Annotated in this window: 21 protein-coding genes and 1 pseudogene; 9 read left to right on the top strand and 13 right to left on the bottom strand. The window is 47.5% G+C overall.

What is annotated here, in order from left to right; translation table 11 throughout:
• The first annotated feature begins 129 nt into the window (after positions 1-129).
• Together CKQ84_RS14120 and CKQ84_RS14115 are read left to right on the top strand one after the other, a co-directional pair.
• Positions 130-960, top strand: coding sequence for a PRC-barrel domain-containing protein (locus CKQ84_RS14120; RefSeq protein WP_105251757.1), 831 nt, complete (start codon positions 130-132; stop codon positions 958-960).
• Between the two features lie 43 nt (positions 961-1,003).
• Positions 1,004-2,716: an FAD-dependent oxidoreductase gene (locus CKQ84_RS14115; RefSeq protein ID WP_105251756.1), complete on the top strand. Its 1,713-nt coding sequence runs from the start codon at positions 1,004-1,006 to the stop codon at positions 2,714-2,716.
• Positions 2,717-3,220: 504 nt separating this feature from the next.
• On the opposite strand, the gene relA is transcribed toward CKQ84_RS14115, so the two are convergent.
• Complete coding sequence (relA, locus tag CKQ84_RS14110; RefSeq protein WP_028761378.1) at positions 3,221-5,428, bottom strand: GTP diphosphokinase; 2,208 nt, start codon at positions 5,426-5,428, stop codon at positions 3,221-3,223.
• Positions 5,429-5,579: 151 nt separating this feature from the next.
• Positions 5,580-6,932, bottom strand: coding sequence for a 23S rRNA (uracil(1939)-C(5))-methyltransferase RlmD (gene rlmD / locus CKQ84_RS14105; RefSeq protein WP_105251755.1), 1,353 nt, complete (start codon positions 6,930-6,932; stop codon positions 5,580-5,582).
• A 100-nt stretch (positions 6,933-7,032) separates the two neighbouring features.
• Here rlmD and barA point away from each other — a divergent pair, with 100 nt between their 5' ends.
• The 3 genes from barA (at position 7,033) to CKQ84_RS14090 (ending at position 10,785) form a co-directional block, all read left to right on the top strand.
• On the top strand, positions 7,033-9,834 hold the full coding sequence (gene barA, locus CKQ84_RS14100) for a two-component sensor histidine kinase BarA (protein WP_105251754.1): 2,802 nt from the start codon (positions 7,033-7,035) through the stop codon (positions 9,832-9,834).
• Complete coding sequence (locus CKQ84_RS14095) at positions 9,809-10,408, top strand: YjaG family protein (protein WP_105251753.1); 600 nt, start codon at positions 9,809-9,811, stop codon at positions 10,406-10,408. Before barA ends, CKQ84_RS14095 begins: the two co-directional genes overlap by 26 nt.
• 143 nt (positions 10,409-10,551) lie before the next feature.
• On the top strand, positions 10,552-10,785 hold the full coding sequence (locus CKQ84_RS14090) for a DUF3319 domain-containing protein (RefSeq protein WP_006082632.1): 234 nt from the start codon (positions 10,552-10,554) through the stop codon (positions 10,783-10,785).
• Between the two features lie 21 nt (positions 10,786-10,806).
• On the opposite strand, the gene lldR is transcribed toward CKQ84_RS14090, so the two are convergent.
• A complete protein-coding gene (gene lldR / locus CKQ84_RS14085; RefSeq protein ID WP_105251752.1) occupies positions 10,807-11,706 on the bottom strand; it encodes a LysR family transcriptional regulator LldR in 900 nt (299 codons plus the stop codon).
• A gap of 290 nt (positions 11,707-11,996) precedes the next feature.
• On the opposite strand from lldR, the gene CKQ84_RS14080 reads away from it, so the two are divergent.
• Both CKQ84_RS14080 and recN read left to right on the top strand, forming a co-directional pair.
• Complete coding sequence (locus tag CKQ84_RS14080) at positions 11,997-12,959, top strand: AEC family transporter (RefSeq protein WP_105251751.1); 963 nt, start codon at positions 11,997-11,999, stop codon at positions 12,957-12,959.
• A 128-nt stretch (positions 12,960-13,087) separates the two neighbouring features.
• Positions 13,088-14,746 (top strand): DNA repair protein RecN, encoded by a 1,659-nt coding sequence (gene recN / locus CKQ84_RS14075; RefSeq protein WP_105251750.1) that lies wholly within the window; start codon positions 13,088-13,090, stop codon positions 14,744-14,746.
• Positions 14,747-14,882: 136 nt separating this feature from the next.
• Here recN and CKQ84_RS14070 read toward each other — a convergent pair whose 3' ends face one another.
• The 9 genes from CKQ84_RS14070 to glyA all read right to left on the bottom strand — a co-directional run bounded on the left by CKQ84_RS14070 (position 14,883) and on the right by glyA (position 22,612).
• A complete protein-coding gene (locus tag CKQ84_RS14070; protein WP_028761385.1) occupies positions 14,883-15,377 on the bottom strand; it encodes a phosphatidylglycerophosphatase A in 495 nt (164 codons plus the stop codon).
• Positions 15,378-15,392: 15 nt separating this feature from the next.
• Entirely contained in the window at positions 15,393-16,349 is a 957-nt protein-coding gene (gene thiL, locus CKQ84_RS14065) for a thiamine-phosphate kinase (protein WP_037392620.1), read from the bottom strand.
• Positions 16,350-16,427: 78 nt separating this feature from the next.
• The gene (gene nusB / locus CKQ84_RS14060; protein WP_006082638.1) at positions 16,428-16,832 is read right to left on the bottom strand and encodes a transcription antitermination factor NusB; all 405 of its coding nucleotides are present in this window, start codon (positions 16,830-16,832) and stop codon (positions 16,428-16,430) included.
• An 11-nt stretch (positions 16,833-16,843) separates the two neighbouring features.
• Positions 16,844-17,323: a 6,7-dimethyl-8-ribityllumazine synthase gene (ribE, locus tag CKQ84_RS14055; RefSeq protein WP_006082639.1), complete on the bottom strand. Its 480-nt coding sequence runs from the start codon at positions 17,321-17,323 to the stop codon at positions 16,844-16,846.
• A 130-nt stretch (positions 17,324-17,453) separates the two neighbouring features.
• Positions 17,454-18,557, bottom strand: a complete 1,104-nt coding sequence (ribBA, locus tag CKQ84_RS14050; protein ID WP_028761388.1) for a bifunctional 3,4-dihydroxy-2-butanone-4-phosphate synthase/GTP cyclohydrolase II — start codon at positions 18,555-18,557, stop codon at positions 17,454-17,456.
• A gap of 95 nt (positions 18,558-18,652) precedes the next feature.
• Positions 18,653-19,309: a riboflavin synthase gene (locus tag CKQ84_RS14045; RefSeq protein WP_105251749.1), complete on the bottom strand. Its 657-nt coding sequence runs from the start codon at positions 19,307-19,309 to the stop codon at positions 18,653-18,655.
• Positions 19,310-19,320: 11 nt separating this feature from the next.
• Positions 19,321-20,475, bottom strand: coding sequence for a bifunctional diaminohydroxyphosphoribosylaminopyrimidine deaminase/5-amino-6-(5-phosphoribosylamino)uracil reductase RibD (ribD, locus tag CKQ84_RS14040; protein ID WP_173913190.1), 1,155 nt, complete (start codon positions 20,473-20,475; stop codon positions 19,321-19,323).
• A gap of 145 nt (positions 20,476-20,620) precedes the next feature.
• On the bottom strand, positions 20,621-21,070 hold the full coding sequence (nrdR, locus tag CKQ84_RS14035; RefSeq protein ID WP_105251748.1) for a transcriptional regulator NrdR: 450 nt from the start codon (positions 21,068-21,070) through the stop codon (positions 20,621-20,623).
• 288 nt (positions 21,071-21,358) lie between these two features.
• A complete protein-coding gene (gene glyA, locus CKQ84_RS14030; protein ID WP_105251747.1) occupies positions 21,359-22,612 on the bottom strand; it encodes a serine hydroxymethyltransferase in 1,254 nt (417 codons plus the stop codon).
• A gap of 189 nt (positions 22,613-22,801) precedes the next feature.
• Between glyA and ettA the strand changes: the two genes are divergently transcribed.
• The gene (gene ettA, locus CKQ84_RS14025) at positions 22,802-24,469 is read left to right on the top strand and encodes an energy-dependent translational throttle protein EttA (RefSeq protein ID WP_105251746.1); all 1,668 of its coding nucleotides are present in this window, start codon (positions 22,802-22,804) and stop codon (positions 24,467-24,469) included.
• 180 nt (positions 24,470-24,649) lie between these two features.
• Here the strand turns inward: ettA and CKQ84_RS14020 are convergent, their stop codons facing one another.
• Entirely contained in the window at positions 24,650-25,591 is a 942-nt protein-coding gene (locus CKQ84_RS14020; RefSeq protein WP_105251745.1) for a LysR family transcriptional regulator, read from the bottom strand.
• Positions 25,592-25,834: 243 nt separating this feature from the next.
• Here CKQ84_RS14020 and CKQ84_RS14015 point away from each other — a divergent pair.
• Positions 25,835-26,757, top strand: a pseudogene (locus CKQ84_RS14015) (MBL fold metallo-hydrolase).
• Positions 26,758-26,941: the final 184 nt, after the last annotated feature.

Below are 26,941 nucleotides of genomic sequence, written 5' to 3'. Positions count from 1 at the left end.
GACTTAGGCATCTGGCAGTTCGTCACTTCCACAAAAATGATACTTACGTTAGACAGCGTCGCCGCTTTTGCATACTACATAGGTATATCGACCCTCTAGGAAAACAAACATTCGAAGGAGACAGTGCTTATGTTACGCACAGTTAAGAATATGGAGGACTATGTCATCAGTGCTACAGATGGCAACATTGGTCATGTTAAAGATGTCTATTTCGATGACGAAACTTGGTGCATTCGCTATCTCGTTGTTGACACTGGCACTTGGCTTTCCAGTAGAAAAGTACTGATTTCGCCTATCTCGATAGGCCAAGCTAACTGGGCGGACAAGCTGTTGCCCGTCTCTATCACAAAAGTTCAAGTCGAGAACAGCCCCGATATCAGCACCCAAAAACCTGTCTCTCGACAGCAAGAAATTCGCTTACTTGAGTACTACGGCTATCCCTATTATTGGGGCGGTGACGGGATGTGGGGCGGGGGTGTGTATCCGAATATGATGTTAATGGGCTACGTCGGCTTAGCGTCTCCACCTGATGTCGAACATCCAGAAATGGCTAAGACTAATGTACAAACTAAAGCCAAGCAGCACCAAGATGACGACATTCATCTGCGTAGTTGTCAGGCGGTAATCGACTACCGCATTCATGCGACCGATGGTGACATTGGCCACATACAGGACCTGCTTATCGATGAAGAAACTTGGGCCATTCGATACCTGATAGTGAATACGAGTAACTGGTGGCTAGGTCATCAAGTGCTGATTCCTGCTGATTGGATCGAAGATGTGAGTTGGCCCGATGCCAAGGCGTCTGTCAATCTGACACGACAGGCAGTGAAAGACGCTCCGCCGTATAACCCAACGGTGCCAGTGGACCGTAAGACAGAAATGCATATTTACCATCATTATAGTCGCCCCAGTTATTGGCCGGATGACAAGAAACATGAAAGCATAAAATCCCCCTAAAAGCACGTTAGACACAAACGACGATCATGTTAAGAGGTGCTAAATGTTAGTTGAAGCTATCTCTAAATCCACAGAATCATCTACAGAAGCGAAAAGTGTCGCTATTTTTGGTAGTGGTATTGCCGGACTAACGGCAGCGCATGAATTTGCAAAACTTGGGTATAAAGTGAAGATATTCGAGGCGAATGCGGATGCAGGTGGTTTTTTTAGAAGTGCCAGAAGAAAAGAAGATCAGGGTATGCCTTCTGAATACTCTTGGCATGGAATGGGCCCTTGGTATAACAATTTTTTCGAACTCATCAAGGAGATCCCCTTTGATGAGCATTCCAGTCTCTATGACAACATTCTTTCTCGGCCAGTCGTATTCGGCTTGGCGCCTAACTCAGGTTCGGCTCACTTTGGTGACTCTCACTCCAGCAATGTCGATTTGGAGAACCTGTTTAGTATGACGACCAAAGAAAAATGGCTTTGGTGTTGGCTGATGGGAAAAGCATGGTGTTCAAATACCCGAAGTAGCCAAAAGTACAGCAACATCAATGCGAAAGAAGCTTGGCGACCTTATTTAGCAGCTTCAACACTGAGTACCTGGAGTTCCACTTTTGGCCCTTGGGTGGGCTCTGACTGGTGTCATGTTTCTTTCCATCATGTGGCGCATTTTTTCCGTAAGCAATTGGTCACTAAGTATTGCTATCGTCATCAAGCAGACAGTGAAGGCGGGCCATGGGAACACAAGGCCCGTACGGGATGGCTGCTTCTGAACGGGCCCAGCAGTGAGGTTTGGTTTGATAAGTGGGTCGATGACCTGAAGCAAAAGCAGGTTGAGTTTTATTGGCAGACCCCACTTCATCGTTTGAGTTTTGAAAATAACCGCATAACAGCAGCAGAACTGGACAATGGCGAAACCGTTCAGGCCGATATCTATGTCCTCGCACTGAATCCTTTTTCTGCGGCAGATATTCTAGACAGAACCCCGCTTCTTCAAAATCAACCGCAACTCAATCTTTTTAAATCCTTGGTACAACAGGGGCCGCATACCCAAGTGTCCTTTAGAATTGGCTTCAAAGAAAAAATGTCTTGGCCGCGAAAGCGATGCGCGCTGGTTATTTCAGACTCCGCTTTTAACCTGACACTTTTTGCTCAGGAACAAGCGTGGGGAGAGTCGAGTTATCTGGGAGAAGAGATCCAATCACTGTGGACTGTCACCGCTTGTGTTTCAACAGCCCTAGGCCCAGTTCATGGCCTTTGTTTGGAACAATGCACTGAGGAGCAATTCCTTGATGAAGTGTTATTTCAATTAAAGCAGTGTGATGCCCTAGATGAACTGGTGAAAAAGGCTAACGGCGGCAAAAGCTGGCAAGATTTTTCCATTGTAAAAATCAAAGTTTGGCATGAATGGGCGTTTTCTCCCGAAGGCATAACATCGGCGCAGCCCAAATGGGTGAATTCGACCCACACCCAGCAATATATGCCACAACAAAAGACATCAATATCCAACCTTGTTCTAGCAGGCGCTCACACCCAAACGACGGCGGATGTGTGGAGCATTGAGGCCGCGGTCGAGAGTGGCAAGCTTGCGGTAAAGGTTTTTGAGCCGCAACTTCAGGTCATTCCACAGTCGAACTTTCTGGTGTTGACCATCCTTGGGAAAATTGATGATGTGCTTTATTACTGCAAACTGCCTAACGTGTTGGATGTTGGTTTGGCAGTCATTGTTATCTTGTCGGTGAGCGCCATCGCCTTTGGGATTGCCGGATAAAGAGTGACTGATATAAAAGACAAATAACGCAGGGCGTCTGCATGACCATGAGAATAATGTTGGCTGAAAGCTCGAAGTGAATTGCCCAACAGCAATTCCTGACATTGATTGCGGCCATCGTCATCACCTTTTTCTGCTTATAGACATGGCGATCTATACGTCATCTCCAAGATCAAGTGGGTGCAAGGATTACCTTTCTTAATTACTTTGGTTCACTCGAAATATTAGCCCTCCATGGCTCTCGTTCATAAACTTAGAATCCCTAGGCTTCTATCCACAGTGTCTGAGAGTGAATGCCATGGTACACCTGTATGGGTGATATCAGGCTAACACTAAGAACACCGCAGCTGAACTAACAAGTCATGCAGCTCAATTTCCATAAAAAATAAGCCAAATAAAAAGGCGGCAGGTGAAATTCACCCTGCCGCCCTAATCCTTGATTACTTTCTTTCTAGCTTCTAGATGGTTTCTAGATACTTACCGCTTCGAAAGGCGTTGCTAGCCTTAAAGTCGTCTTGCCTCAATCACGCTATCGACTTGGGTCAGTTTAGATAACACCCGCGATAAACCATCGAGGTTATAAAGCTCCAGTTCCAACTCAATCGCAGCGGTCTGATTTTTAGTGTCCGATGACGAACTCATGGCCAGTACATTGGATTTTTCGGCCGCCAGCACTGAGGTTAAGTCACGCAATAAGCCACTGCGATCGTGGGCCAATACCCGCAGACGCATGCGATAACCGCCGGAGTAATTTTCGCCCCAGACCACATCGACACCACGTTCTGGGTGAACCCGCATTAACTCTTTAACTTGTTCACAATCAGCGCGATGTACAGAAATACCACGGCCTTTCGTGATAAAACCTAAAATCTCATCACCGGGAACTGGCTGACAACAACGGGCGATATGGTTAAGCAAGTTACCCACACCGTTGACTTCAACCTGACCACGGCCACTGGAGGTCGGTTTGTGTTGGCCTTTCTTAACTAACTCTTCGACCGCATCTTCTTCTGACACTTCGTCGAGTCGCAGACGGCTTTGAATATGGTTAACCACTTGATGCAGACGCACATCACCGCCGCCAATGGCCGCCAGTAAGTCATCCATGCTCGCCATATTAAAGCGCTCGACCGCGATGGCCGCGTCTTTAATTTTAAGGCTCACCCGCGCGAGTTCTGATTCAAGCATTTCTTTGCCAGCGACAATATTCTTGTCTCTGTCCTGCTGCTTAAACCAATGCTGGATTTTAGAACGCGCCCGCGAGGTACGGATATAACCTAAGTTAGGGTTAAGCCAGTCGCGCTTAGGATTGGGCTGTTTCGAGGTGATGATCTCGATGCGCTCACCCGTTTCAACCTGATAGGTAAACGGTACAATACGGCCATCGACCTTAGCACCAATACATTTATGTCCCACTTGGGAGTGAATGTAATAGGCAAAGTCGAGCACGGTTGAGCCCAGTGGCAAGTCGACGACTTCACCGCTTGGGGTGAACACATAGACTCTATCTTCAAACACTTGGCTGCGCACTTCTTCGACCAAGTTGCCACTTTCGACCACGTCTTCCTGCCATTGCAGAATTTTACGCAGCCAGTTAATTTTTTCTTCGTAGCCGCTTTGCTTACCGGAATGATTGCCTTCTTTGTATTTCCAGTGGGCGGCCACACCCAGCTCTGCATCTTCATGCATGTCTTGGGTACGAATTTGAATTTCAACGGTTTTGCCCTCAGGCCCCACCACCACCGTATGAATCGATTGATAACCGTTAGGTTTTGGGTTAGCGACATAGTCGTCAAATTCCCGAGGAATATGGTGCCAAAGCGTATGCACCACACCTAACGCGCCATAACAATCCTGCAGACGTTCAGTCACGATACGCACGGCGCGCACGTCAAACAACTCATCAAATTTAAGGTGCTTGCCCTTCATCTTGCGCCAAATACTGTAGATATGTTTCGGCCGGCCGTAGACCTTAGCGCGAATTTGATCTTCATCTAATCTTTGTTGCAACTGACTGACAAACTTGTCGATAAAAACTTCACGATCCAGTCGTTTGCCATCTAATTGCTTAGCAATGTCTTTATAGGTATCAGGATGCAGATAGCGGAAAGAAATATCTTCCAGCTCCCACTTTAATTGACCAATACCCAAACGGTTAGCCAGCGGCGCGTAAATATCGGCAATTTCACGGGCCAGCAGCACGCGAGTTTCTTCGTCGGCATTTTTCACCGCCCGTAGTAAACACACACGCTCGGCAAGCTTAATCACCACAGCGCGCACATCTTCAACCATAGCCAATAACATGCGGCGGATATTGTCGATTTGCGGCTCGGTTGAACGACTATTAGGATTGATTTTCAAGGCGCCAATCGCGTTCATGGTCACGACACTCGCCACTAAACGCGCCAGCGGCTCACCAAATTTCTCTTGGATGGCTTCTTCGGTCAATAACCCAGCATCGAGCACCACAAACAGAATCGCCGCCTGCAGGGTTTCAATGTCCATGTTTAGCGGTGCGAGGATTTCAATCATCTCTCGAGCACGTTCGAGCAGTTCTCTCTTCGCCGCAGGACTCTTGGCTGGTAAGGCGTCAATCTGCCCTATCAAAGAGAGCAGCATCTGCGCTTCATCGGCATGACCAACATAGCGAGCTACCCAATCTTCTAAGTGAAAATCGGGATCATTAAAGTGCGCTTCGCGAACAGAGACCATCTAATTTATTTCCTTATCCGTGCTCAGAGAGAAAGTGGGCACCACTTCAGCTCTCCTATCTTCAGCATTGGCGCGAACTTGTCAAACCCAACCGACGTAATAATCACATTTTTACGTTATTCAAACGCTTTGCTTACTTTGCCAGCGCAAATTACTTGGTTAATTCAAACAGTGCCATGGCTTCGATATGGTGTGTTTGTGGGAACATGTCGATAAGTCCCAATTGCTGTAATCGGTAACCGCGCTCTAACAGTACAGCGCTATCGCGAGCCAAGCTCGCAGGATTACACGAAACATACACGACTTTGCGCGGCTTCATTTTCTTTAGCCATTGCAAGCTTTCAAATGCCCCCGCACGAGCGGGATCGAGCAGTAATTTATCAATCTTGCCCATCCAAGGCTCAAGGGATAAATCCGCACTTAAATCGCCGTGGTAAAAGGTCAGTTTATCCAGATTGTTAGCTTTCGCGTTCACCCGTGCCTGAGTCACCATTTCGGCAACCCCTTCGACGCCAATCACATCCGCGCCCATTTTCGCTAAGGGCAAACTGAAATTACCCATGCCGCAGAACAAATCCAAAATGCGCTCATCAGGTGCTGGCGCTAACCAATCCATCGCTTGAGCGACCATGGCCTTGTTAATCTGTCCGTTCACTTGCACAAAGTTACCTGGGGTGAAACTTAAGCTCACCGCATCCAACTGCGCATTTTCATCTAACAGTTGATAAACAGGTAACACTAACTCAGCGCCGACGCCTTGGAATTGGCCTTCGTTATCCTGCAGACAAATATGGATCTGATGCAGCTCAGCAAAGGCTGACAACTTAGCGAGATCTTTATCGTTTAACGCCTTAGTGATACGCAGCACGGCAAAGTGACCATTATCGGCGGCAATTAACTCAAGATGACCTAAGCTGGCTTTAGCTGACAATTGGTTCAGCAACTTAGCAAAGGGGACGATCAAGTCCGATAATGGCTTAGCTAACACCAGACACTGACTGATTGGCACCACATTGCTGCTACTGGCGGCGCGAAAGCCTAAACTTAAGTGCTTGGTATTTTTATCAAATAAAGTTGCAAGACGGGCGCGGCGACGATAATGCCAACCTTCCCCCGTGAGTGCGGGCGATAAAGCACCGCCTTCAGTGCCAGCAAACTTAGCCATAATATCCAGCAACGCGGCTTCTTTATGCTCACGCTGACCCGATAATGACATATGCTGTAAGTCGCAGCCGCCGCAGGTGTGGTAGTGTGGACACTCAGGCTCGACGCGCTCAGAGCTAGGTGTATCGACTTTAATTAACTTGGCGCGGGCATAATTTTTCTTTTGCTCGGTGAGCTGTACTGTCACGGTTTCATCGGGCAAAGCGCCAGGGATAAACACGACTTTACCTTGATGTTGTGCTATACCAGCACCTAAGTGATCGAGCTGTTCTACGCTCAGCGATAACTTAGCCGACAACTGTTTGGAACTATTTGGTTTTGCTTTAAAAAATTGCGCCATTTCGGCCTCTAAATCAATAAAATACTGGCAAAGACCGCCCTCTTTCTGGCAGTCTTATAAAATTATCTTAGTCTCTATCACAGGAAACACCGCCGCTGCTATGAACCCTGTCAACAACATGACCAAATACAGCCTACGTTCTTGGGTTCTTGTGCTGGCGCTCGCGCCAACAATCTTGGTCGGTATCCTTCTGGGCAGCTACTTTACCATAAACCGTTTTTATGAGCTCGAAGATACGCTCGTCGAACAGGGCAGCAATATTATCGAGCCACTGTCGATTGCCAGTGAGATCGGCTTAGTGGCGAATGATCGCGAGGCGACCAAACGCTTACTCGCGGCGGCGCAGCTCAACAAATCCACCTTAGTAAAATCCATCGCGATTTTCGATGCCAATAATCAACTCTTTGTGACCTCCCACTATCACAAAGACTTTGAGATTATGCGCTACAAAGAAGCCCTCAACACGCTGCATAAAACCGAAATTGAACATGTGGACGACAGCCTTATTTTACGGACGCCCATTTTTGCCACAGGCCCCATTGCTGCTCCCGCTAATTACGATATCCAGACAGACGATGGTCATCTTTTAGGTTATATCTCGATAATAATCAATAAAGAACGCGCCTTGTTAGAGCAACATAGAGCCGCAGTCGCCGCCTTTATTATCGTGTTGATCGGCGTGCAGTTAAACCTGCTATTTACTTTCCGGCTAGTGAAAAACGTCACTCAGCCCATTACTGAAATGGTGCGCGTCGTCGCTAAAATCCGTGAAGGTAAATTGGACGCCCGCTTAGATGGCAACTTGATTGGTGAGCTGGACTTACTCAAACGCGGCATCAATGCCATGGCAGGTTCGTTGTCAGAATACCATGATGAGATGCAGCAAAATATCGACCAAGCGACGTCGGATCTGCGGGAAACCTTAGAGCAGATTGAAATCCAAAACGTCGAGCTGGATTTAGCTAAAAAACGCGCCCTAGAAGCCAGCCGAATTAAATCTGAATTCTTAGCGAATATGTCCCACGAGTTACGTACGCCGCTCAATGGCGTTATCGGTTTTGCGCGGCAATTAGTCAAAACACCATTGCATTCGAGCCAAGTCGATTACATCAAGACCATAGAACGCAGCGCCACTAACCTGCTGGGTATCATCAACGACATTCTCGATTTTTCTAAACTCGAAGCCGGTAAAATGGTGTTAGAAAACATGCCCTTCGGCCTTAGGGAAACCATAAGCGATACGATTACCTTGATCTCGGGCAGCGCACAGGCCAAAGGCCTAGAACTCGTCGTCGATATCGCCCCCAACGTGCCCGACAATGTCAATGGCGATGCCATGCGCGTATGCCAAATCATCAATAACTTGGTTGGTAACGCGATTAAATTCACTGACTCTGGCAGCGTGATGGTCAAAATCGAACTGCAGAGCCAGTCGGATGAACAAGTGGTACTGCGCTGTGATGTGGTCGACACAGGTATTGGTATCGATGAAAGCCAACAGGACTTTTTATTCCAAGCCTTTGGCCAAGCAGACTCGTCGATTTCGCGCCGCTTTGGTGGCACCGGCTTAGGTTTAGTGATCACTAAGCGTTTAGTGAATCAAATGGGCGGCCAAATCGGCTTTACTTCATCCCCAGAAAAAGGCTCAAACTTCTGGTTCAGTTTACCGCTCGGCTTAGGTCAATTCCAAATCGGTGACTCACTGCCGCTCGAAAAACTCAAAGACAAAACCATACTGTTTTACGAACCGCGAGTACTCACCCACGCAGTATTAAGCCGCCAATTGAATCAATGGGATACAAAAGTCACCCATCATCAGCATATTCCAAGCTTGTTGACTACGCTCACCACGGCTGAAGCGCCATACGACTATGTTCTCCTGAGTTGCCATGGGTTTAGCGATTCAGCACAACTGGTAAGTACACTAAACTTAGCGAAGACCAAAACAGATTGCCTTATCGTGCTATACGATTGCCAAGAACAGGATGCCTTAACCCAATTTATTCGCCCGAATGCCGATGTGGTGTTGTCTCTGCCAGTCAGTGAGCATCAGCTTGCGCGCAACTTACTCTATCCACCGATGGAGTACGACATCATAGCCCCTGCGACAATATCAACGCCGGTTGCGCGCCAATCCTTAACCGTGCTAGCGGTAGATGATAACTTTGCCAACTTAAAACTGATTGATACTTTACTCAGCGAATTAGTGACGACTGTGGTTGCCGTCAACAGTGGTGATGAAGCAGTTAAACAGGCGAAGACTCGCACCTTCGACTTGATTTTTATGGATATCCAAATGCCTGGCACAGATGGCATTAGCGCCACGAAGCAAATTCGCCAAGGCTCGATGAACCGCAACACACCGATAATTGCCGTGACAGCCCATGCCATTGCCGAAGAACGCGAACTGATTTTAGGCAGTGGTATGGACGGATATTTGCCTAAACCTATTGATGAAGCGGCGCTCAAAGATATTATTCATCGCTGGATCACTCGGCCTAAGTTCACCCATTTTGACCTGCATACGCTGAACTGGGATTTATGCTTAACCCAAGCCAATCACAAGGCCGATCTCGCCTTAGATATGCTCAGAATGTTGCTCGACTCATTGCCGCAAACCGTGGCGACGATTCAAACGGCGCTAAGTCAAAACGATCACCCTGTCATGCTCAGTACTATCCATAAGCTGCATGGTGCGAGCTGCTACTGCGGCGTGCCCACCACACAAAGGTTATGCCAAGAAATTGAATCGGCACTAAAACGTGAAACATCGGTTGAAGATCTCGAACCCGAAATACTAGAGTTACTTGATGAGTTAACTAAGGTAGAATCTGCGGCAAATCAAGTGATATCACAGCTATCAGCGGAAATAACAGATGACCAAAAAAACGGGCTTCTTTAAACGTCTCAAGGCGTTAACACTGCCACAAAAACAACTCTTTGCCACTGCACTTTGCCAACGTATGTTGCCCAACTATCAACTGTTTTCCGAAGTCTGTGAGTTTGGCGATCCTACTGTGTTGAGTACCGCATTAGAACTATTGTGGCAATCCCAGTACGACTCCAAGCTCAAATTCAATGTCGATGTGCATCTGCAACGCTTGGAAGATAACACCCCAGAACCCGCTGATTTTGAAGCCTATGGCGTCTATCCTGCCATGGATGCTGTGGTCGCCATATCGACCTTACTGGGTGCGATTCAAGGCAAAATTGAAGAAGATATAGTCAATATCAGCAAATTGTCATCCAGCACAGTGGCTAACTACATCGAAGCGATCAGCGATGTCGATTTGGTGGATGAAGCATTAGATGATTTCGTTTTCGCCCATGAAGTCATGGAAGAAGAGAAAGAATTACAAAATTCTCTGCTGGAAATTATTGAAGAAAATCCGAAGATCACTGCAGAACTGGTCAAAGGTTTACGCAAAGACATTATCGAAGCTGGCGTATCAAATATCGGTATCAGCGTCGCTTAATTGATGGGGGTGCTTGGGGTTACTCAAGCACCTATTATCCATGCAGAATAAGAAAGGGATCATCGTTTTACACCCTCACCAACGAATCCCGTCAAAGATATCCAGTTGCTATAAATAGCATCAATAAAGATTGAGTTATTCCAATGAAAAAGATTGTTTATCAAGGATTTGTCTTAACCAATAGCGAAGGACGCACCGACAGTTGGAAACTGACCATCAAAGATCAACAGCGTATCGGTTCTTTATTTGAACTACGGCGTTTAGTGGGATACTTCTTAGAACTCGGCATACTGCCCGCGACACGCTCCAGCCTGCAAGATGCAAAACAAACGCAAAACACCATGAGCAAAAACACCGTAAAACCTAAAAGACGCTAAAAATCAGTTCTCCTCAATAAATCAACGCATAGAGAATAACTCTGGCGCCTTTGACTGCATAAACTCAATAAAGACTCTTACCTTTAGCGGCTGCTGGCTGCGCTGATGATATAAAATCGAAATTCGCCTCTGTTCGCCAATCCATTCCGGCAGTAATACTTTAAGTTTCCCCTCTTTAATCTGCTGTTTTACAAATAGTTCAGGACCATACAAGATCCCGCCATGGCCTAAAGTAGCCTGAATCGCTCCGTGTAAGTCCGTGAGGGTGAGCTTAGTCGGGCCATTAAAATAAAAAGACTCGCCGCTTGGATGCTTTAAATGCCAATTAAACAGCGGCCAGACTTTTATCAGTTGATGGGCTTCAAGATCATCGGGATGCTCAAGTTTAGGCGCCTGAGCCAAATATTCTGGTGTGGCAAACAGGCAATAGTCGAGCTCGCCTAAGGTACTCGACACCCAAGAAGAATCAGGCTGAGCCCCGCCAACAATCGCCACATCTATGCCTTTGTCGATCAAATCGACTAACTCATTGCTCTGGGAAATGTGTAAACGGATATCGGGATATAGGCGGCCAAATTCATTTAATGCTTGAATAAACACGATGGAAATAATCGAAATCGGCGCCGCGATGCGCAAGGTTCCCTCGGGTTTATCGCTGCCTAAACCACTTAGTTCATCAAATTGAGCAACCACGCTCTGGTAACGTTGAAAGAGCGCCAGCCCTTCCTCTGTCAGTCGCAACTTGCGGGTGCTGCGCATAAAGAGCTGTTTATCGAGCTTCTCTTCCAACTTCGCTAACTTGCGGCTCACTGTGGCAATGGGCATATCAAGCTCCTTCGCCGCCTGCGAAAAACTGCCCGCATTGACTAAATGCACAAAAAGATAGACAAGTTGTAGTTCAGCGCCTAAATCATCACTCATTGCATATCCTAATTTCACATATTGGGTATTGACGTTAAAACGCTAAATTCACTAAGTGATTGTGTTTTAAACATTGAATTATTCACTTATACGACCATAGCGCAATAGCCTTAGATTGAAATGGTATGTTATTTTGTGGCGAGTTTTACTGCGCTGGCGCTAAATCTGGCTCTAAAGTGACATAAAAAGAAGCAAGTGCTGTAACTCTGTCCACCAAGAATCATAGCGACAGTAAAATGACGACGGTGGGCGAGTTTATTCAAATTTAATCGTAAGGATGAGTGAGGGAAATGACCATTTTAACCCCTCTGTTTGCCGTCTTCGGGATCATGTTGCTCGGTACACTAGTGCAAAAACTAAAACTCTTGCCCGTCGATACGGATCAAGTGCTAAACCAATATGTGTACTACATTGCATTCCCCGCGATCATGCTTATCGCCCTCGCCCTGCAGCCGATTGACGAGATTTTGCAATGGGGATTTATTGCGGGCTACAGCACAGCTATGGTAATCACTTATCTTGTCTGCCTTGGGCTATCGCTGATCGCTAACCCTAAACAGCATGCGGTTGCCGCTATTCGAGCCCTCAATGCCACCTTTGGTAATACGGCATTTATTGGTATTCCACTGCTCATCATCCTCTTTCCGCACCAACAAAGTGCCTTAGTCGCCGCCGCGATTGCCAGCTTATTATCCGTGCTGATGTTTGCCGTCGCCTTAGTCTCGATGGAACTGGCCACTAACACCCAAAGACAACACCACGCCTTAATCATAATGGCAATGGCGGTCGGTAAAAACCCTATCGTTATTGGTAGCTTAATTGGCGTCGGCATTTCGGCGCTAGAGATAAAACTGCCGTCAGGGCTGGCGCTAATGATCCAGCAAATAGGCAATACCTCAAGCCCCTGCGCCCTATTTGCTATCGGCATGGTACTCGCCAAAGCGATGCGCTACCAGAAAGATAGCAGCGTATTTAGCCCCAAGAATTTTATCGAACTGAGCCTTATCAACCTCTTCAAGCTGACTATCCAACCGGCACTCGTTTACTTTATGCTTAACCGTTTTGGCGTAAGTGGTGACTACCTGATCATGGGCGTGATCTTGAGCGCACTTCCCACCGCGGCTAGCGTGTACTTACTCGCCCAGCGTTATAACACTCAGGCTTCAACCAGTGCTCAAGGCATTCTATTTGGCACCTTAGTCACTTTCTTCAGTTTACCTATCTTAGAAAGCTTAGTAAGAACCTATGCATAATCAGTTAATTAAAAATATTTACTGTCGATAATGCCGATTTTTCACCCAAGCCACTTTACTGTATATAAAATCAGTATATACTGTTTATCAATACAGTGGTTTGGTATATTTTTCGACAGGAATTCACTATGCTTTGCCAACTCAGCATTAATAACTTCGCTATCGTCCGTTTTTTAGAACTGGATTTTCGCCCCGGTATGACCAGCATCACAGGTGAAACCGGTGCGGGTAAATCGATTGCCATCGATGCGCTAGGCCTATGCCTAGGCAATCGCGCCGATGCCAGCAGTGTTCGTCCCGGAGCCAATAAAACCGAGGTCAGCGCCCGCTTTTCCTTGGATGATATTCCACTGGCAAAACGTTGGTTAGAAGATAACGATCTTGAACTCGATCATGAGTGCATTCTACGTCGAACTATTGGTAGCGATGGCCGTTCACGCGCCTACATCAATGGGAATCCAGTGCCGCTGACGCAGCTAAAATTACTGGGTCAGTTGCTTATCGGTATTCACGGTCAACATGCGCACCATGCAATGTTAAAAAGTGAACATCAACTCACCCTGCTCGACAGTTATGCCAACCACAGATTGCTTATCGATACGGTTGCCGCTAGCTTTCAACGCTGCAAGCAAATTGAGGCCGATCTAAAACAACTCGAAGCCTCCCAGCATGAACGTATTGCCCGTAAGCAATTAGTGCAATATCAAGTAGAAGAACTCGATGAGTTTGATCTTAAAGTTGATGAGTTCGATGAGATTGAGCAAGAGCACAAACGTCTGGCTAATGGCACTGAGTTGATTGATACCTGTCAGGCGAGCTTAGATATACTCACAGAGGGCGAAGAGAACAATATAGAGTCGCTGCTCAATCGAGTCGTTTCCCTCGCCGAAGATCTGCAAAGCTACGATCCTGCATTAAGCAATATCAACACTATGCTCAATGATGCCTTAATCCAAGTGCAAGAAAGTGCAGGCGAATTACAGCACTATTTGAGTAAGCTTGAACTCGATCCAACCCACTTTGCCTATTTAGAAGAACGGCTATCAAAAGCCATGCAACTGGCGCGTAAGCATCATGTTAGCCCGAATAAACTGGCCGAGCATCATTTAGCATTAAAGGCTGAGCTGAGCACCTTAGACAGTGATGAAAGTAAACTTGAAGAAATTCAGCTTCAAGTCGAAGCAAGTAGAGCCGCTTACCTTAGCAATGCGCAAAAGCTCAGCCAAAGCCGCGCTAGATATGCCAAAGAACTCGACAAACTGGTGACTCAGTCAATCCACGAACTGAATATGCCTAAGGGTAAATTTACGATCGAAGTCAATTTCCACCCCGAGCAAATGTCAGCCAATGGCAGTGACAATATCGAATTTATGGTAACCACTAACCCTGGCCAACCTTTGCAACCGATTTCAAAAGTCGCGTCTGGCGGTGAGCTCTCACGGATAGGGCTAGGGATCCAAGTGATTACCGCGAAGAAGGTTGCCACACCGACATTAATTTTCGATGAGGTGGATGTCGGGATTTCCGGCCCCACCGCCGCAGTGGTGGGCCGCATGTTACGCAGCTTAGGGGAATCGACCCAAGTACTGTGCGTGACTCACTTGCCGCAAGTTGCGGGCAATGGTCATCAACACATGTTTGTCGATAAATTTAATAAGGCAGGTAGTACTGAGACCACAATGAAATCGCTCGATCGTGAGCAGCGTATCCAAGAGCTTGCAAGACTGTTAGGTGGCGATACTATCACCAGCAATACCCTCGCGAACGCAAGGGAACTGCTGCAATAGTAGTATGGATCAGATAACGAATGAGGTCGCTAAACGCTTGAATCTACACACTCTATATCACAAGCTAAGGGGCTATATCAAAAACTAAGGGTTAGTTGTTGGCCATGCTAACTAACATGTCGGGTTAGCGATAATGTTAGCTAAAACACCAGACTAGCCCTTGCAGACAAATAAACGAAAACACGCCCGCTAACACATCGTCAATCATAATGCCAAAACCACCATGAACTTTGGCATCGAGCCATCGAATAGGCCAAGGTTTGATGATGTCGAAAAAGCGAAATAGACCAAAGCCGACTAACAACCAACCCCAACCTGCTGGTGCCGCTATCATAGTGATCAGTAGCCCAACCACTTCATCCCACACAATCGCACCGTGATCGTGTACCCCCATATCTTGAGCGGCTTTACCGCAGATATAAAATCCCGCAAATGCGCTCAATAAGGTTAAGCCGATATACCAAGTGAGCGGTAATGGCGCCATCAATAAGTAGAGGGGAATGGCTGCTAAGGTACCGAAAGTACCGGGTGCTTTAGCGGCGAGTCCGCTACCAAAACCGAGTGCCAAAAAGTGGACAGGATTTTTTAATGACAGGCGCGTTAGCACCTGATCCTTTGACAACCATTTCATTAACATGCTCTTCGCTTAAAAGTGCTCGAAACCGTGATACGGCGGTGTAAACGGCTCACCATTGAGTTGCAACTTGAGCTTACTGCCTGCACAAATTTGTCCAACGCGAACAAACTTTGCTCCTGCATGGCTTAATGCCGTCTCAAGCGCGCCTTTTTGCGCTTCAGGAACGGTGAACAGCAGTTCATAATCTTCGCCCCCTGTAAGCGCATAACCTAAGGCATGCTCCTCGCTGACGGTATCTTGCATCGCGCGTGAAAGCGGGATGCAATTAACGTCCACCACAGCACCAACTGCCGAAGCCTTAAGCACATGACCGATATCCGAGATAAACCCGTCGGAAAGATCGATTGCACTGGAGGCAAGCGAACGCAAAGCTTGGCCCGCTAAAACTCTTGGTGTTGGACGATAATGGCGATTAATCAGGAATTCTTTATGCTCGGCTCTGGCCTGTTGCGCGCCTCGAATAATATCCAGACCTAAGGCCGAATCTCCGAGCGTGCCCGTGACATAAATCCAATCACCCGCTTTAGCACCATGACGCGTGAGTGCTTTACCCTGTGGGACTTGGCCGTGCACTGTGATGTTAATAGCCCGTGGACCACGAGTCGTATCGCCGCCAATTAAAGCGATGCCATAGTAATCGGCCGCTTCAAATAAACCTTCACTAAAGCCACTTAGCCAAGTCTCATCGACTTCGGGTAGCGTTAAGGCAAGCGTCATCCACGCGGGTTCAGCGCCCATGGCTGCCAGATCAGATAAATTTACCGCTAAAGCTTTGTAACCTAAGGCAGCGGGAGGCATGTCGGGGAAGAAATGGACATTTTCAACTAAGGTGTCACAGGAGATAGCGATCGACTTGTTTTCTGCAGGTTGCACTAAAGCGCAATCGTCACCGATGCCAAGCTTCACATCACGGCGAGTGGGGCCGCGGTTGCTAAAATAACATTCAATTAATTGGAATTCTTTCACTGTACAGTTTGGCACGACTTACATCGGCCACCTTTGTTAGCAATGAAAAACGGTATCCTAAGATACCGTTTGTCTTTATTACTTGCGTGCAACCAGTTTGTCGAGCAGTCCGTTCACAAACTTATGACTCTCGTCCGCACCGAAAGCTTTTGCCAACTCAATCGCTTCATTAATCGCGACCTTGTATGGCACATCTTTACGGAAAGTCAGCTCATAGGTCGCTAAACGAACTATGGCTTTCTCTACTGGAGACACTTCATCAATCGGGCGTTCCAGATGCGGGATGATCAGCTCATCCAATTGGGTTTTCTTCGTTGCAACGCCTGAAAATAGCTCACGAAAATAAGCTACATCAACACCGTCGAGACTTTGTTCAGTTAAAAACTCATGCTCGACATCGGCAATATTATTCCCGCTTAGTTGCCATGAATAGATGGCTTGAACGGCTAAACGGCGGGCCTTGCGGCGCTCAGAAGGCTTCATTATTTTTCCTACTATAACAACTGTTGTTCAAGTTCTTGCAGAACATTGACCATTTCAAGCAGGCTTAGAGCAGCTTCGCCGCCTTTGTTACCCGCTTTGGTACCTGAACGTTCAATCGCTTGTTCAATGGTATCAGTGGTCAAAACACCGAAAGCAACAGGCAGATCAAATTCTAAAGCAACTTGAGCTAGACCTTTATTACATTCGCCTGCAACAAAATCAAAATGAGGAGTACCACCACGGATCACCGCACCTAATGCGATAATACCGTCGAATTTACCACTGGCAGCTACGCGACGCGCAGCTAGCGGCAACTCAACCGCACCTGGTACACGGACAACAGTGATATTGTCGTCGCTGACTTGGCCAAAACGTTTCAGCGTGTCAAGTGCACCTTCAAGCAAGCTCTCAACTAAAAAGCTGTTGAAACGCGAAATTACAATCGCAACTTTGGCATTTTTCGCTTCGATATTACCTTGAACTACGTTCATTATCTTACCTAATTTAGCTAAAGCACCCAGCTCGGGGCGAAAAGTGGCGACATGATATCACAGCCAATTGCCCAGAGCCCTATGCAAATTATCAGAAATTGTTAATTTTACTTCAGTGTAACTTTGGGTTTCAGTCCGCCACATACTCAGTCACTTCAAGGCCAAAGCCTGAAAGTGAGTGGTAGCGTTTAGGCGAGCTGAGCAGGCGCATCTTAGTCACACCAAGGCTGGCGAGAATTTGCGAACCCACACCCACACGGCGCGACGTCCCCTGCCATTTTGCAGAAGCAGGCGCTTGGCCTTGATCTTCAGCTTCAAAGGCTTTCACCTTAGAGAGAATTTCACAGGGATGTTCTTGATTCCCGAGTAAAACCAATACACCACCTTCTGCAGAAATACGTTCCATCGCCTTTTCGAGTGGCCAGCTGCGTTGCTGATCGCGCTCTGAGTGGAGTAAATCGTTGAAGGTATTTTGCAAATGCACGCGCACCAAACAATCTTCTTTCACCTCACCTTTGACTAAGGCAAAGTGCAGTTGATTGTCGATAGTGTCTCTGAAGGTCACCATGTCGAACTCACCGAAACGGGTCGGTAATTTGCATTTAGCTTCACGCACAACCGTGGTTTCTTTGGTGTTGCGATACTCGATTAAAGCCGCGATAGTGCCGATTTTGATGCCATGCAACTCGGAGAAAATCTCCAAATCTGGGCGACGTGCCATAGTGCCGTCTTCGTTCAAAATTTCAACGATAACGCCCGATGGCTCAAGTCCCGCAAGACGGGCTAAATCACAGCCAGCTTCAGTGTGGCCTGCGCGGGTTAATACACCGCCGTCCTGTGCCATTAACGGGAAGATATGCCCTGGTTGCACTAAATCAGACGCTTTAGCCTCTTTAGCCACAGCCGCTTTCACCGTTACAGCGCGATCGTGGGCCGAAATACCGGTAGTCACACCCTCCGCCGCTTCAATAGAAACCGTAAAGTTAGTCGAGAACTGGGCGTTATTATTCGTCACCATTAAGGGGAGATTTAACTGCTGGCAACGGGCTTTAGTCATGGTCTGGCAAATGAGCCCACGGCCATATTTTGCCATAAAGTTAATCGCTTCTGGCGTGACCATTTCGGCCGCCATGATCAAATCACCTTCGTTTTCTCTGTCTTCGTCATCCATCAAAATAACCATTTTGCCTTGACGAATATCTTCGATGATCTCTTCTATACTGTGCAGCGCCATTGTAGGACCTTATGATTTTGCTGTTATTATGAAATTCTATACCTAAATAACCTAAGCTGCCGATAAGCTTAAGTTAAATAATCTGCTCCTGTGCACTAACGCACAAAGCCGGCACGGGCTAACATTTCCATGGTGACACCGCCGCTATTGCTGTCTTTGCCATCATAATTCATCAAGCGTTCAAGATAACGGGCGATTAAATCAACTTCGATATTCACCTTATCGCCCGCTTGCAGGTCGATTAACGTGGTTTCACCTGCGGTATGCGGCACTATGGTCAAGCGGAATCGACTACCGTCCACCTCGTTAACTGTCAGACTCACGCCATCAATGGTGATGGAACCTTTATGGGCAATGTAACGCCCAAGCTCTGCGGGTGCGGCTAACCAAAATTCAATGGCTTGACCACGCACTAAGCGTTGCTCAACCGTTGCAATACCGTCAACATGGCCGCTGACCATGTGGCCGCCTAAGCGTGTGGTTGAGGTAACGGCCTTTTCAAGATTTACCTTAGTGCCCACTTTGTAGTGAGCAAAGCCGGTTAGACTCACGGTTTCGGCAGAGACATCAGCCACATAACCGTCGGCTAATTGCTGCACAACCGTTAAGCACACACCGTTGGTGGCAATACTGTCGCCTAAACGCACATCGTTTAAATCCAGTTTGCCGCTCGCCACGGTAAGGCGAATATCATCGCCTTTACGCTCCAGTTTTCGCAGGGTGCCAACGGCTTCAATAATCCCAGTAAACATGGTTAACTCACTTAATTAAATAAAGAACTATCAAGCTTAACGCTCAAGGTTAAACGGGTATCTGGCCCTAATTTTCGCTCATCGACCAAAGTGAGTACAGGAATGTGCGCCATGGTTTGATAATCGGGCAATTGCAGCAGATTACGCCCATGCCCACCGAGGATTTTCATCGCTTGATATAGCACTAACTCATCGGCAAGCCCCTGCGCTAAAAATGCGCCCGCTAAGGTTGCCCCCGCTTCCACCAGCACGTGATTACAACTTTGGCCTAAATAGCTTAATAGTTCAGGCAATGAGACGCGACCTGCAATTGCAGGTAACACGAGGCAACTCACATGGGAGGGCAATTGTGCTTGAAACTCTGCGGAATAAGCCACGGTCGAGACCAAGAGTATCGGCGATACGATAGTCAAGCAGGCGGCCGATAACGGCAAACGGGCGCGACTGTCGAGTATCACTCTTAATGGCTGCAGTAATTGCGCCTCGGTTACACTGTCTTTTAAGCTGCCAAGTTCCTGATAACGCACATTAAGCAAAGGAGCGTCTGCCAGTATGGTTTCAATTCCCGTAACTAGCGCGCAGGAACGTAAACGTAATCGCTGCACGTCACGGCGGGATTCTGGGCCAGTTATCCATTTAGACACACCGTTAGACAGCGCAGTTTTACCATCGAGACTGGCAGCCAATTTGACTGTGACTCTGGGTAAACCCGATTCCATCCGCTTCATAAAGCCTACATTCAAGGCATAGGCTTCATCGCGATGTAATCCCACATTCACTTCAATACCGGCGTCACGCAGCATTTGAATGCCACGACCACCTACTTGCGGATTAGGATCTTCCACCGCTACCACCACACGTTTAACGCCAATATTGATCAGCGCCAAGGCGCAGGGCGGCGTGCGGCCATAATGACTGCAGGGCTCTAAAGTAACATAGGCCGTTGCGCCGCGGGCGCGTTCGCCAGCCATACGTAGCGCATGCACTTCGGCGTGGGACTCACCCGCTTTTTGATGATAACCTTCACCAATGATTTGGTTATCTTTAACGATAACGCAGCCCACACTGGGATTGGGTCTAGTGGTGTAAAAGCCTTTGCGCGCCAATTGAATCGCGCGGCTCATCATTTGGGTATCGAGTACGGACCAACTTATGTTCAAGCTCATGTTCAACCCTGTTGTTAAAGGTTTCGGCTTTCACCAGTCTTGTAAATCTGTGTTTAAAACCTGTCTTGCTGAAGCTATTAATCAAAGCCTCTTTTAAAGCTAGCGCAACCAGAAGCCTGAAAGACAGGCCGCAAGAATCGAATAACTACTTTTGCAGTTTGGCGATGGCTTCGCCAAATTCAGACACGTCTTCGAAAGCGCGGTACACGGAAGCGAAACGTATATAGGCGACTTTATCTAGGTTCATCAATTGCTCCATCATTAAGTTACCGACCATTTCTGAGGGCACTTCCCGTTCGCCAGTGGCGCGCAGGGTAGATTTGATTTTGCTAAGCGCTTGCTCGATTTCATCCATAGATACGGGGCGTTTTTCAACGGCGCGCAACATGCCACCTTGGAGTTTTTCTTCATCGAAGGGTTGGCGTGAACCATCACGTTTAATCACCCTAGGCATAACTAACTCGGCGCCTTCGAAGGTGGTAAATCTTTCATGACATTCGGTGCATTCTCGGCGACGGCGCACTTGGTGGCCTTCTGCCACTAATCGGGAATCGATGACTTTAGTATCTGTCGCGCTGCAAAATGGACAATGCATTGAGCCTCCTGCCAGTGAATGATCGTAAAGCGTTAATGGATTTACCTGTTAAATCTCAGTCAAACGCCATGGATTTAAACTTAAGATTTTACCAATAAAAATGGCCGCGAGATGCGGCCATGGGATTTTATCCTATTTATGGGCTGAGGTTAACTACCTGAGCTTAACAACCTAATGTTAACTACTTGATGTTAAGTGCCTGATGCTAAGTACCTGATGTGACAAGTATCAAGTCAGTCGGCGATCAATCTCGGCCCTTCATCTACTAAACGTAGATGCATAGGCAAATTAGCCGTAAACGGGGAAACGTGCGCAAAGTGCCAATACTTGGCCTTTAACACGCTCAATCACAGCAGGATTGCTTGCATCATCAAGGATGTCACAAATCCAGCCCGTCAGCTCTTTCGATTCCGCTTCTTTAAAGCCGCGACGCGTAATCGCTGGTGTACCGATACGCACACCTGAGGTCACAAAGGGTGAACGTGGGTCGTTTGGCACTGAATTTTTGTTCACGGTAATGTTAGCGCTACCTAAGGCAGCATCGGCTTCTTTACCCGTTAAGTCACGACCAATCAGGTCAACTAGCATTAAGTGGTTGCTGGTTCCGCCAGAGACGATTTTGTAACCGCGCTCAAGGAACACTTCAACCATAGCTTTAGCGTTATTAACCACTTGCTGTTGGTACACTTTAAATTCTGGCTCTAGAGCTTCTTTGAACGCCACCGCTTTACCGGCGATAACGTGCATTAATGGGCCACCTTGACCGCCAGGGAATACCGCAGAGTTCAACTTTTTGTACAAGTCTTCATCGTCAGCAGCAGATAGGATCACGCCACCACGAGGACCCGCTAACGTTTTGTGGGTCGTAGATGTCACAACATGCGCGTGTGGTACTGGGTTTGGATAAACGCCCGCAGCAATAAGACCGGCAACGTGTGCCATATCGACAAATAAATAAGCACCGATTTTGTCTGCGATTTCACGCATTTTTGCCCAATCAACGATACCTGAATAGGCAGAGAAACCGCCGATCATCATCTTAGGCTTATGTTCTAAGGCAATACGCTCCATCTCGTCATAGTCAATTTTGCCAGACTCGTCGATACCATAAGGAATGATGTTGTACAGTTTGCCAGAGAAGTTAACCGGTGAACCGTGGGTCAAGTGACCACCGTGGGCTAAGTTCATGCCCAGTACGGTATCGCCAGGTTTTAACAATGCCATGTAAACCGCGCTGTTTGCCTGTGAACCTGAATGAGGTTGTACGTTAGCATAAGTTGCGCCAAACAGTTGTTTAGCACGTTCAATCGCTAAGGTTTCAACTACGTCCACATACTCACAACCACCGTAGTAACGCTTGCCTGGATAGCCTTCAGCGTACTTATTGGTTAACTGTGAACCTTGCGCTTCCATCACGCGTGGACTGGTGTAGTTTTCAGAAGCAATCAGCTCAATATGCTCTTCTTGACGCAGAGTTTCATTCTGAATTGCGTTAAACAGTTCCGGATCATAATCTGCGATATTCATATCTTTTTTCAGCATTGCTTACTCCAGCTGCCAATTCTTATAGGTAGGGTTGCGCGGTATTCTACTCGGAACGCGGTCACAATCCCAGTATTTGAAACATGAAATTCCTGCAGAGAGTGCTTGAACTTGGCTCATTGTCGAGTTGAGTTCGGCGCGCAATCGAGTAGAATTAGCCGCATCATTAGTCACTTAAGATAGAGAAAAATGGCTCAGTTTGTTTACAGCATGCTGCGGGTGGGTAAAATTGTTCCGCCTAAGAAGCAGATCCTTAAAGATATTTCTTTAAGCTTTTTCCCCGGCGCCAAAATTGGCGTACTCGGCCTCAACGGTTCAGGTAAGTCGACACTACTGCGCATTATGGCGGGTATCGACACCGAAATTGAAGGCGAAGCGCGCCCAATGCCGGGATTGAAAATCGGTTACCTGCCGCAGGAACCTAAACTCGATCCGAATCAAACCGTGCGTGAAGCGATTGAAGAAGCGGTAGCAGAGGCAAAAAATGCCCTGACTCGCCTCGATGCCGTTTACGCAGCCTACGCCGAGCCGGATGCCGATTTCGACGCCCTTGCAAAAGAGCAAGGCGAACTCGAAGCCATTATTCAAGCCCAAGATGCCCATAACTTAGAGTACGTCCTTGAGCGCGCAGCCAACGCCCTGCGTCTGCCAGATTGGGATGAGAAAATCGAAGTATTATCCGGTGGTGAACGTCGCCGCGTGGCGATTTGTCGCTTGCTGCTTGAAAAACCAGAAATGCTGTTACTGGACGAACCCACCAACCACTTGGATGCTGAATCGGTGGCGTGGCTTGAGCACTTCCTGCAGGAATATGCTGGTACTGTGGTCGCGATTACCCATGACAGATACTTCCTCGACAATGCCGCTGGCTGGATTTTAGAACTCGACCGCGGTGAAGGTATTCCGTGGGAAGGTAACTATTCTTCATGGCTTGAGCAGAAAGATGCCCGTCTGAAGCAAGAATCAGCCACCGAAAGCGCTCGTCAAAAAACCATTGCCAAAGAATTGGAATGGGTACGTCAAGGCGCCAAAGGCCGTCAGTCTAAAGGCAAGGCCCGTATGGCGCGCTTTGAAGAACTGAACACTAACGATTACCAAAAACGTAACGAAACCAACGAGCTGTTTATTCCGCCCGGACCACGTTTAGGCGACAAGGTTATTGAAGTGAATAACCTGACCAAGTCTTACGGTGACCGCGTATTGATCGACAACCTGTCGTTCTCTGTGCCTAAGGGCGCGATCGTCGGCATTATCGGTGCCAACGGCGCGGGTAAATCGACGCTGTTCCGCATGTTATCCGGCACTGAAACGCCTGACAGCGGCAGCATTGAGCTGGGTGAAACAGTGCAATTGGCATCGGTTGAGCAGTTCCGCGATTCGATGAATGATAAGAACACCATTTGGGAAGAAATCTCCGGTGGTCAAGACATCATGCGTATCAACAACATGGAAATCCCGAGCCGTGCCTATGTAGGCCGCTTCAACTTCCGTGGTGGCGATCAGCAAAAAATCATCGGCACTCTGTCGGGCGGTGAGCGTAACCGAGTACATTTAGCCAAACTGCTGCAAGCGGGTGGTAACGTATTATTACTCGACGAACCCACCAACGATTTAGACGTTGAAACCCTGCGCGCACTGGAAGAAGCGATTCTGGAATTCCCAGGTTGCGCTATGGTGATTTCGCATGACCGTTGGTTCCTCGACCGTATCGCGACCCACATTCTGGATTACCGTGACGAAGGCCAAGTGAACTTCTACGAAGGTAACTACACAGAATACTCGGCATGGTTGAAAAACACCTATGGCGCCGATGTGGTTGAGCCACACCGCTTGAAATACAAGCGCATGATTAAGTAAATCTAGAATCTAGAATCTAGAATCTAGAATCTAGAATCTAGAATCTAGAATCTAGAATCTAGAATCTAGACAAGTGTAAATCTGAGGAGTTTAGCTCGAAAGGGTTAAGCTCCTTTTTTATGGTATTCAGTTACGCTATGAGTGCCGTAGACTTTGGCGCTATTTCAAACTGGCACGATTTCAATTCAAGCTGGCAAAGTAGGCCACCAGCATGTCCATCATCACCCTAAGTGCAGGCTGCATGTGTTTGCGGGATTGATACACGCCATACACACCGAGGGACTGCGGCTTAAACTTCATTAATAAAGGCACTAGCTGACCCGAGTCTAAATAGGGTTTCGCCGCCCAAACGGGCTGCATAGCGATCCCCTCACCTGCCAGCGTGGCATTGAGCACCACCATGGAATCATTGGCGCTAAAATTCCCATTCACAGGCACGTTAAATACTTGACCTTGGTTTGACTTAGGATCGGAGTTAAGCGCCTGAGCCTGTTTCGCAACCACATCGGTTTGATAAAACCGCCACATCACATCGCCAAAATAGGAATAGGTTAAACAGTTATGCTGAGTTAAATCCTCTGGATGCAGCACGGCGGCGCGCGCGGCAAGGTAACTCGGTGCAGCGCACACAACAGACTCACACTCCCCTAAACGCCTAGCGATAAGATTGGGATCGAGTTCATTGGTGATGCGAATCGCCAGATCAATTCGCTCGGCGACTAAATCGACGGTTTGGCTGCTCACGTGGAAATTCACGCTCGCCTGCGGATAACTGGCTAAATATTGCTGTACCACGGGCGCTAAAATCTGATGTGCCAAAAACTGGGAGCAACTAATACGTAGTAATCCCCGCGGAATAGCCACAGCGGCATGGCTTACCGCAGGGACTTCGTTAGCCAGTTCGAGCAGCCGATGGCAATAGTCCAGCACTTGCTCACCCGCGGGCGTTAAGCTGAGGCTACGCGTCGAGCGATGCAACAACCTAGCACCAGACCATTCTTCCATTTCGCTCAAGTAACGGGTCACCATAGAACGCGACATATCTAAGGCATTGGCGGCGCTGATCATGCTGCCGCGCTCAACAATAGTCACAAACACCTTAGCCGCTTCAAGTCTATCCATGATTTATCTCCACTCACATTTTCGCGTTCCCGCATAACAATAACTCAGAGTTCAAGGTAAGTCAGAGTCCAAGGACGCACGCGGCAATTCGTCCGATTTATGCAACAAACATGGGCAGATACTCGCATTTATCTATTGATTATTGCAACCTATACTTAACTCACTTTTTGCAGCAACTGCAAATCAATGAATGCTAAATCGAACCTTTTACTCTTTCACCCTGTGACTATAAGTGAGCCCCAAATGAACACATCGACCTATGCAATACGTAACACAGTTAACGCCACATTGAAGGCCTCGTCTAAAATCAGCCTAGCCGCCACTTTACTGCTAGCAGGATTTGGCACGGTCAATGCTGCGCCATTGCAAGTGAGCCATTTTAATCCGGGCGAAAACAGCATCTTTGCCGTGTCATCGAGCTTTATCAGCGGCGAACACGAAATAATGCTAGTCGATGCACAATTTCAAAATAACGATGCCCAAAAATTGGTCGACACCATTAAGGCCAGCGGTAAAAAGCTGACTCAGGTGTATATCAGTCATAGCGATCCTGATTTCTATTTCGGCTTAGCCGTGATTAAAAAGAATTTCCCCGATGCACAAATCGTCGCGACTCAAACCACTGTCGATGCGATTAAAGCCTCAATGGAAGGCAAACTCGCCTACTGGGGCCGATTTTAAAAGATAATGCGCCAAGCGAATTAGTGTTACCTAAGGCGATACACAGCGACACTTTCACCATCGACGGTGAGCAAGTGATTATCAAAGGTTTTAATGATAAACACCCTAAACACACTTTCCTGTGGGTGCCATCGGCAAAAACTATTACAGGTGGCGTGGAAGTATTTGATAACACGCATGTTTGGATGGCTGACACTCAAACTGCCTCTGAGCGTCAGGAATGGTTAACCCATTTAGATGCAATGGAAAAACTGCTGCCGACCACAGTGATCCCAGGGCACTATTTAGGCGAAGCGCGATTTAATACCCACGCCATCGGTTTTACTCGTGAATATGTAAAAGCCTTTGAAATCGCTGCAAAAGCCTCGAAAGATTCAGCCGAATTAATCCAAAAGATGCTGGCGCTATACCCACAAATGCCAGCCGATGCAGGGCTTGAGATCAGCGCCAAAGTTTACATGGGCGAAATGACCTGGCCTATGTAAGCCCAGCCATATCTATCTAGGCGATTAGATACAAGCATTTAAGTGAAAACAGTTAAAGACAGGCACGTGAGCGATTGCGTGCCATTTTTTAGCTAAATAACGGTACCAACCTAACTATTTTAATCGATGTTCTCAAAGGGCTTAAGTCGCTAATGTCGCGACGAACTTAAGCCAAAAGGTTTAA

The organism is Shewanella sp. WE21 (assembly GCF_002966515.1).
Classification (GTDB): domain Bacteria; phylum Pseudomonadota; class Gammaproteobacteria; order Enterobacterales; family Shewanellaceae; genus Shewanella; species Shewanella oncorhynchi.
Note: the sequence above shows the minus strand (reverse complement) of the source record. Positions and strands in the feature narration are given on the sequence as shown.